The organism is Enterobacter cloacae complex sp. S3, from assembly GCF_014930495.1.
Classification (GTDB): Bacteria; Pseudomonadota; Gammaproteobacteria; order Enterobacterales; family Enterobacteriaceae; genus Enterobacter; species Enterobacter asburiae_B.
Map to the genome: position 1 here is coordinate 22,090 of NZ_JADBRD010000048.1, position 7,723 is coordinate 29,812.

Sequence of the window (7,723 nt, forward strand, 5' to 3'; positions counted from 1 at the left end):
AAATGTAGGATTGAATCTGCTTATCCAGAATGTAACCACAATGCTAACAACATGTCAGTGAAGCGAAGGTAGTGCAATAGATATGGATCGTATTATTGAAAAATCAGATCTTGGTTGGTGGATCGTCAGTCACGAACAAAAATTATGGCTTCCTGCCGGGGAAATCCCCTACGGTGCAGCTGAGGCGTTCGATCTCGTCGGCCAGCCTGCGCTGAAGATCGGCGAGTGGCAGGGTGAGCCGGTGTGGTTGATCCAACAGTCCCGCCGCCAGGATATGGGATCGGTGCGCCAGGTGCTGGATCTGGACGTGGGGCTGTTCCAGCTGGCGGGGCGCGGCGTGCAGCTTTCTGAATTTTACCGCTCGCATAAATACTGCGGCTATTGCGGTCATACCATGCGCCCGAGCAAAACCGAGTGGGCGATGCTCTGCAGCCACTGCCGCGAACGCTACTATCCGCAGATAGCGCCGTGCATTATCGTCGCTATCCGCCGGGAGGATTCCATCCTGCTGGCGCAGCATACCCGCCATCGCAACGGCATTCACACCGTGCTGGCCGGCTTCGTCGAGGTGGGCGAAACGCTGGAGCAGGCGGTAGCGCGCGAGGTGATGGAGGAGAGCGGGATCAAAGTGAAGAACCTGCGCTACGTTACCTCCCAGCCGTGGCCGTTCCCGCAGTCTCTGATGACGGCATTTATGGCCGAATACGACAGCGGCGAGATCGTTATCGACCAGAAAGAGCTGCTGGAAGCAAACTGGTATCGCTACGACGATCTACCGCTGTTGCCTCCGCCGGGCACCGTGGCACGTCGGCTGATAGAAGATACCGTGGCGATGTGTCGGGCCGAGTATGAGTAGTGTTACACTGAGGCCATGACGCTTAAGGAACTGCAAAAATGACCGAACTGAAGAACGATCGTTATCTGCGTGCGCTGCTGCGCCAGCCCGTTGATGTCACCCCGGTGTGGATGATGCGCCAGGCGGGACGCTATCTCCCGGAGTACAAAGCCACGCGCGCGCAGGCGGGCGATTTTATGTCGCTGTGTAAAAACGCCGAGCTGGCCTGCGAAGTGACGCTCCAGCCGCTGCGCCGCTTCCCGCTGGATGCTGCGATCCTCTTCTCGGATATTCTGACCATTCCGGATGCAATGGGCCTTGGCCTGTACTTCGAAACCGGTGAAGGTCCGCGTTTCACCTCCCCAATCAAAAGCAAAGCCGACGTGGATAAGCTGCCGATCCCCGATCCGGAAGGCGAGCTGGGCTACGTGATGAACGCCGTGCGCACCATTCGCCGCGAGCTGAAAGGTGAAGTGCCGCTGATTGGCTTCTCCGGCAGCCCGTGGACGCTGGCGACCTATATGGTTGAAGGAGGCAGCAGCAAAGCCTTCACCATGATTAAAAAGATGATGTACGCCGAGCCGCTGGCCCTGCACGCGCTGCTCGACAAGCTGGCGAAGAGCGTCACCCTCTACCTGAACGCGCAGATTAAGGCGGGTGCGCAGTCGGTGATGATTTTCGATACCTGGGGCGGCGTGCTGACAGGGCGCGATTATCAGCAGTTCTCCCTGTACTACATGCACAAAATCGTCGACGGCCTGCTGCGTGAAAACGAAGGCCGCCGCGTGCCGGTGACGCTGTTCACCAAAGGTGGCGGCCAGTGGCTGGAAGCGATGGCGGCAACCGGCTGCGACGCGCTGGGCCTCGACTGGACCACCGATATCGCCGATGCGCGTCGTCGCGTGGGCGACAAAGTGGCGCTGCAGGGCAATATGGACCCGTCCATGCTCTATGCGCCGCCAGCGCGCATTGAAGAAGAAGTGTCGACTATACTGTCTGGTTTCGGCCAGGGTGAAGGCCACGTCTTTAACCTCGGCCACGGCATTCATCAGGATGTGCCGCCAGAACACGCAGGCGTATTTGTGGAGGCGGTGCATCGGCTTTCTGCCCAGTATCACAAGTAAGGAGTGGTTATGGATCTCGCGTCGCTACGCGCTCAACAAATCGAACTGGCCTCATCGGTGATCCGCGAGGATCGTCTGGATAAGGATCCTCCGCAGTACATTGGCGGAGCAGACGTCGGATTCGAGCAGGGTGGGGAAGTGACGCGAGCGGCGATGGTGGTACTGAAATATCCTTCGCTTGAGCTGGTGGAGTTCAAGGTTGCGCGTATCGCGACCACCATGCCGTACATTCCGGGCTTTCTCTCCTTCCGCGAATATCCCGCGCTGCTGGCAGCGTGGGAGCAACTCTCGCAAAAACCTGACCTGCTGTTTGTCGACGGACACGGTATTTCACACCCGCGCCGTTTAGGCGTTGCCAGCCACTTTGGGCTGCTGGTGGATGTGCCGACCATTGGCGTTGCCAAGAAACGCCTGTGTGGCGCGTTTGAACCTCTTTCAGCCGAGCCGGGCGCGCTGGCGCCGCTTATCCATAAAGGTGAACAGCTGGCGTGGGTCTGGCGCAGCAAGGCACGCTGTAATCCGCTCTTTATCGCCACGGGGCACCGGGTTAGCATGGACAGCGCCCTGGCGTGGGTGCAGCGCTGCATGAAGGGCTACCGCTTGCCGGAGCCGACGCGCTGGGCAGACGCCGTGGCATCTTCGCGTCCGGCTTTTGTTCGTTGGCAGGAAATTCAGCGATGATTCAGGTAAACTGCGCCTAATTTTCGATTCGAGAGATCATCATGCTACAAAACCCGATTCACCTGCGCCTTGAGAAACTTGAAAGCTGGCAGCACGTGACGTTTATGGCTTGCCTATGCGAGCGCATGTATCCCAACTATGCCGCGTTCTGTAAGGAGACGGGCTTTGGTGATGGCCATATCTACCGCCGCATTCTGGATCTGATCTGGGAAACGCTGACGGTGAAAGACGCGAAGGTGAACTTCGACTCCCAGCTGGAAAAGCTGGAAGAGGCGATTCCGGCTGCGGATGATTTTGACCTGTACGGTGTCTATCCGGCGATTGATGCCTGCGTGGCGTTAAGCGAACTGCTCCACTCCCGTCTGAGCGGTGAAACGCTGGAGCACGCAATTGAAGTCAGTAAGGCGTCTATTACGACCGTCGCGATGCTGGAAATGACCCAGGAAGGTCGCGAGATGACCGACGAAGAGCTGCGTGCGAACCCGGCGGTTGAGCAAGAATGGGACATTCAGTGGGAAATTTTCCGCCTGCTGGCAGAGTGTGAAGAACGCGATATTGAGCTGATAAAAGGGCTGCGCGCGGACTTACGAGAGGCTGCGGAGAGCAATATTGGTATAATTTTTAACCAATGAGACAATAAATCTTGAGATAACGCCCGTTTTGTCGCTCCTCGACTCTTCCCTTTCGCCCCTTGTCTGGTCTACATTTGGGGGGCGAAAAAAAGTGGCTATCGGTGCGTGTATGCAGGAGAGTGCTTTTTTGGCATTTTCGTCGCACTCGATGCTTAGCAAGCGATAAACACATTGAAAGGATAACTTATGAACAAGACTCAACTGATTGATGTAATTGCGGACAAGGCTGATCTGTCTAAAGTGCAGGCTAAAGCTGCTCTGGAATCTACCCTGGCTGCTATTACTGAGTCTCTGAAAGAAGGCGTTGCTGTGCAACTGGTTGGTTTCGGTACCTTCAAAGTGAACCACCGCGCTGAGCGTACTGGCCGCAACCCGCAGACCGGTAAAGAAATCAAAATCGCCGCAGCTAACGTGCCGGCATTTGTTTCTGGTAAAGCACTGAAAGACGCTGTTAAGTAAGACGCGTGGCAGTGAACAGTTTTAGCGAAGGGGCGGCAACGCCCCTTTTGTCTTTCTGGCGTGGAACGCTCGCGCTGGCAGGCATGCTGCTGCTGTCAGCCTGCAGCCACGACACCTCCCTGCCGCCGTTTACCGCCAGCGGCTACGCGGACAACCAGGGCGCGGTCAGGATCTGGCGCAAAGATTCCGGCGGCGAAGTGCATCTGCTTTCTGCCTTCAGCCCGTGGCATAACGGCAATACGTCAACTGCGGAATATCGCTGGCAGGGAGATGACCTGTCGCTGATTGAACTGAACGTCTACAGCAAGACCCCCGAACACGTGAAAGTGCGTTTTGACGACCATGGTGAGCTGAGCTTTATGCAGCGCGAAGTCAGCGGCCAAAAACAGCAGCTTTCCAGCGATCAAATCGCCCTCTACCGTTATCGTGCCGAACAAATCCGCCAGACCAGCGATGCGCTTCGTCTGGGACGCGTTGTGCTGCGCCAGGGGCGCTGGCATGCCGATGGGACGGTGACAACCTGCGAAGGACAGACGGTCAAGCCTGAGCTCGAATCCTGGGCAACAGAACACATTCAGCGCCGTCAGCGTCATTCATCAATGGAGGTGAGTGTGGCGTGGCTGGAAGCGCCGGAAGGCTCTCAGCTGTTGCTGGTGGCGAACGAAGACTTCTGCACCTGGCAGCCGACGGAAAAAAGTTTTTGATTTAAATCCCCTCTCCCTTGAGGGAGAGGGTTAGGGTGAGGGTGAGGGTGTGAAATTACTCGCCCTGCTCGCGCGCAATTGCACGATAACCGATATCCTGACGGCTAAAGCTGCCGTTCCAGTGAATATCCGCCATCAGCGCATAGGCGCGTTTCTGCGCTTCTGCCACGGTATGGCCCAGCGCGGTTGCACACAGCACGCGTCCGCCGTTGGTGAGGACGCGATCGTCGTCAGCCAGCTTCGTACCCGCATGGAACACCTTCGCACCGTCAATCTCTTCCAGCGGCAGGCCGTGGATTTCATCCCCGGTGTTGTAGTTGCCCGGATAACCGCCTGCAGCAATCACCACGCCCAGAGACGCACGCTCGTCCCACTCTGAGGTTTTCTCGTCGAGCTTGCCTTCGCAGGCTGCCAGACACAGTTCCACCAGATCGGATTTCATGCGCAGCATGATGGGCTGCGTTTCCGGATCGCCAAAGCGGCAGTTGAATTCGATGACCTTAGGGTTACCCTGTTTGTCGATCATCAGACCTGCATAGAGGAAACCGGTGTAGGTGTTGCCTTCCGCCGCCATCCCTTTCACCGTTGGCCAGATGACGCGATCCATGGTGCGCTGGTGGACTTCGTCAGTCACTACCGGAGCGGGGGAGTAAGCGCCCATTCCGCCAGTATTCGGGCCGGTATCGCCATTGCCCACGCGCTTGTGATCCTGGCTGGTGGCCATCGGCAGAACGTGCTCGCCGTCGACCATCACGATAAAGCTGGCCTCTTCACCGTCGAGGAACTCTTCGATCACGATGCGGTGGCCCGCGTCGCCAAAGGCGTTACCCGCCAGCATATCCTGAACCGCGGCTTCCGCTTCTTCGAGCGTCATCGCCACGATCACGCCTTTACCGGCGGCCAGGCCGTCGGCCTTGATCACAATCGGCGCGCCTTTTTCACGCAGGTAGGCTAGGGCTGGCTCCACTTCGGTGAAGTTCTGATATTCCGCCGTCGGGATGTTATGACGCGCGAGGAAATCTTTGGTGAAGGCTTTGGAGCCTTCCAGCTGCGCGGCGCCTTCCGTAGGCCCGAAGATTGTCAGACCCGCCGCGCGGAACGCATCGACGACGCCAATCACCAGCGGCGCTTCCGGGCCCACAATCGTCAGATCGATTTTCTCGCTCTGGGCAAAGCTCAGCAGCGCCGGGATATCGGTCACGCCAATAGCCACGTTCTGCAGCGCGGGTTCCAGCGCGGTACCGGCGTTGCCCGGTGCCACGAAGACTGTTTTCACCCGCGGAGACTGCGCCGCTTTCCACGCCAGAGCGTGCTCGCGTCCGCCGTTACCAATCACTAATACTTTCATTTTCTGCTCCGGGAATTAATGGCGGAAGTGGCGCATGTCGGTGAAGATCATTGCAATGCCATGTTCGTCGGCAGCGGCAATCACTTCGTCGTCGCGAATTGAGCCGCCAGGCTGGATCACACAGGTGATGCCCACTGCAGCCGCCGCGTCGATACCGTCACGGAACGGGAAGAAGGCGTCAGAAGCCATGGCGGAGCCTTTTACTTCCAGACCTTCATCGCCTGCTTTAATGCCCGCGATTTTCGCGGAGTAAACGCGGCTCATCTGGCCTGCGCCTATCCCGATAGTCATGTTTTCTTTGGCGTAGACGATGGCGTTGGATTTGACGAACTTCGCGACCTTCCAGCAGAACAGCGCGTCACGCAGTTCCTGTTCGGTAGGCTGGCGTTTCGTTACCACGCGCAGGTCGGCTTCTGTCACCATACCCAGATCGCGGTCCTGAACCAGCAGGCCGCCGTTCACGCGCTTGAAGTCCAGGCCCGGCACGCGTTCTGCCCACTGGCCGCAAACCAGCACGCGCACGTTCTGTTTTGCCGCGGTGATTTTCAGCGCTTCTTCGGAGGCCGATGGCGCGATGATCACTTCAACAAACTGGCGGGAGATGATGGCCTGCGCGGTTTCAGCATCCAGCTCGCGGTTGAAGGCGATAATGCCGCCGAACGCGGAGGTCGGGTCGGTTTTGTACGCGCGGTCGTAGGCATCCAGAATAGAGGTGCTCACGGCAACGCCGCATGGGTTCGCATGCTTGACGATAACGCAGGCCGGCTCGCTGAACTCTTTCACGCATTCCAGCGCGGCGTCGGTGTCAGCAATGTTGTTATAGGAGAGCGCTTTGCCCTGAACCTGCTGAGCGGTCGCAACAGAGGCTTCTTTTACCTCTTCTTCTATATAGAAGGCAGCCTGCTGGTGGCTGTTCTCACCGTAACGCATATCCTGCTTCTTAATGAAGTTCAGATTCAGGGTGCGCGGGAAGCGGCCAGAAGGATCTTTGCTTTCACCGTGGTAAGCAGGCACCAGGCTACCGAAGTAGTTGGCGATCATGCTGTCGTACGCCGCGGTGTGCTCGAAGGCTTTGATGGCGAGGTCGAAACGCGTTTCCAGAGTCAGTGACCCTTCGTTGGCGTCCATCTCGTTAATAATGGTGTTGTAATCGCTGCTCTTTACGACGATGGCCACATCTTTATGGTTCTTGGCCGCGGAGCGCACCATGGTTGGGCCGCCGATATCAATATTCTCTACGGCATCTTCCAGAGAACAGCCTTCGCGAGCAACGGTCTGGGCAAAAGGGTAGAGGTTAACGACAACCATGTCGATTGGGGCGATGTCATGCTGTTCCATAATGGCGTCGTCCTGACCGCGACGGCCAAGAATACCGCCGTGCACTTTCGGGTGCAGAGTTTTGACGCGTCCATCCATCATTTCCGGGAAACCGGTGTAATCGGACACTTCGGTTACCGGCAGACCTTTATCTGCTAACAGGCGAGCGGTACCGCCTGTAGAAAGCAGCTCCACACCGCGTGCGGAAAGTGCCTGAGCGAATTCGACGATACCGGCTTTATCAGAAACACTGAGCAGAGCGCGGCGGACTGGACGACGTTGTTGCATGGTAAATCCCCTGGATTTCACGATTACAGAGAGCGTTAGATGAATTTTCCTGCGAAAAACTCATCTAACACACCTGACGGGGCATCCTTATTAAGCGCGAGCATTTTAACGAAAACGTTTGCGCAACGCTCGCACATTTTCACTTTTTCGTATCACTGTGGATAAGTCTGTGTGTAAAAAGGTATAAGGCGGGGTTTTGCTGTGGAATGCAGCAGTCAGTCATTTTTCTGTCATTTAGCGGTTGCGGCCAGCCGAGAACTCCCTATAATGCGCCTCCATCGACACGGCGGATGTGAATCACTTCACACAACAAGCGGTTCGGTTGAAGAGAAAAA

Annotated in this window: 8 protein-coding genes; 6 read left to right on the forward strand and 2 right to left on the reverse strand. The window is 57.1% G+C overall.

The window, feature by feature from the left end; all coding sequences use genetic code 11:
* Nucleotides 1-82 precede the first annotated feature (82 nt).
* From nudC to IM317_RS21585, 6 genes are all read left to right on the forward strand, one after another.
* Nucleotides 83-856 carry an NAD(+) diphosphatase gene (gene nudC, locus IM317_RS21560; RefSeq protein ID WP_033146985.1) on the forward strand — a complete coding sequence of 258 codons (774 nt, stop codon included), beginning with the start codon at nucleotides 83-85 and terminating at the stop codon, nucleotides 854-856.
* A gap of 38 nt (nucleotides 857-894) precedes the next feature.
* Nucleotides 895-1,959: a uroporphyrinogen decarboxylase gene (gene hemE / locus IM317_RS21565; RefSeq protein WP_029742041.1), complete on the forward strand. Its 1,065-nt coding sequence runs from the start codon at nucleotides 895-897 to the stop codon at nucleotides 1,957-1,959.
* A 9-nt stretch (nucleotides 1,960-1,968) separates the two neighbouring features.
* Entirely contained in the window at nucleotides 1,969-2,640 is a 672-nt protein-coding gene (gene nfi / locus IM317_RS21570) for a deoxyribonuclease V (protein WP_033146984.1), read from the forward strand.
* Nucleotides 2,641-2,681: 41 nt separating this feature from the next.
* Nucleotides 2,682-3,272, forward strand: a complete 591-nt coding sequence (locus IM317_RS21575) for a YjaG family protein (RefSeq protein ID WP_033146983.1) — start codon at nucleotides 2,682-2,684, stop codon at nucleotides 3,270-3,272.
* 186 nt (nucleotides 3,273-3,458) lie between these two features.
* Entirely contained in the window at nucleotides 3,459-3,731 is a 273-nt protein-coding gene (gene hupA, locus IM317_RS21580; RefSeq protein ID WP_033146982.1) for a nucleoid-associated protein HU-alpha, read from the forward strand.
* A gap of 11 nt (nucleotides 3,732-3,742) precedes the next feature.
* A complete protein-coding gene (locus tag IM317_RS21585) occupies nucleotides 3,743-4,435 on the forward strand; it encodes a DUF1481 domain-containing protein (protein ID WP_033146981.1) in 693 nt (230 codons plus the stop codon).
* A gap of 55 nt (nucleotides 4,436-4,490) precedes the next feature.
* On the opposite strand, the gene purD is transcribed toward IM317_RS21585, so the two are convergent.
* Together purD and purH are read right to left on the reverse strand one after the other, a co-directional pair.
* Nucleotides 4,491-5,783: a phosphoribosylamine--glycine ligase gene (gene purD, locus IM317_RS21590; RefSeq protein ID WP_033146980.1), complete on the reverse strand. Its 1,293-nt coding sequence runs from the start codon at nucleotides 5,781-5,783 to the stop codon at nucleotides 4,491-4,493.
* 15 nt (nucleotides 5,784-5,798) lie between these two features.
* Nucleotides 5,799-7,388, reverse strand: a complete 1,590-nt coding sequence (purH, locus tag IM317_RS21595; RefSeq protein ID WP_033146979.1) for a bifunctional phosphoribosylaminoimidazolecarboxamide formyltransferase/IMP cyclohydrolase — start codon at nucleotides 7,386-7,388, stop codon at nucleotides 5,799-5,801.
* Nucleotides 7,389-7,723: the final 335 nt, after the last annotated feature.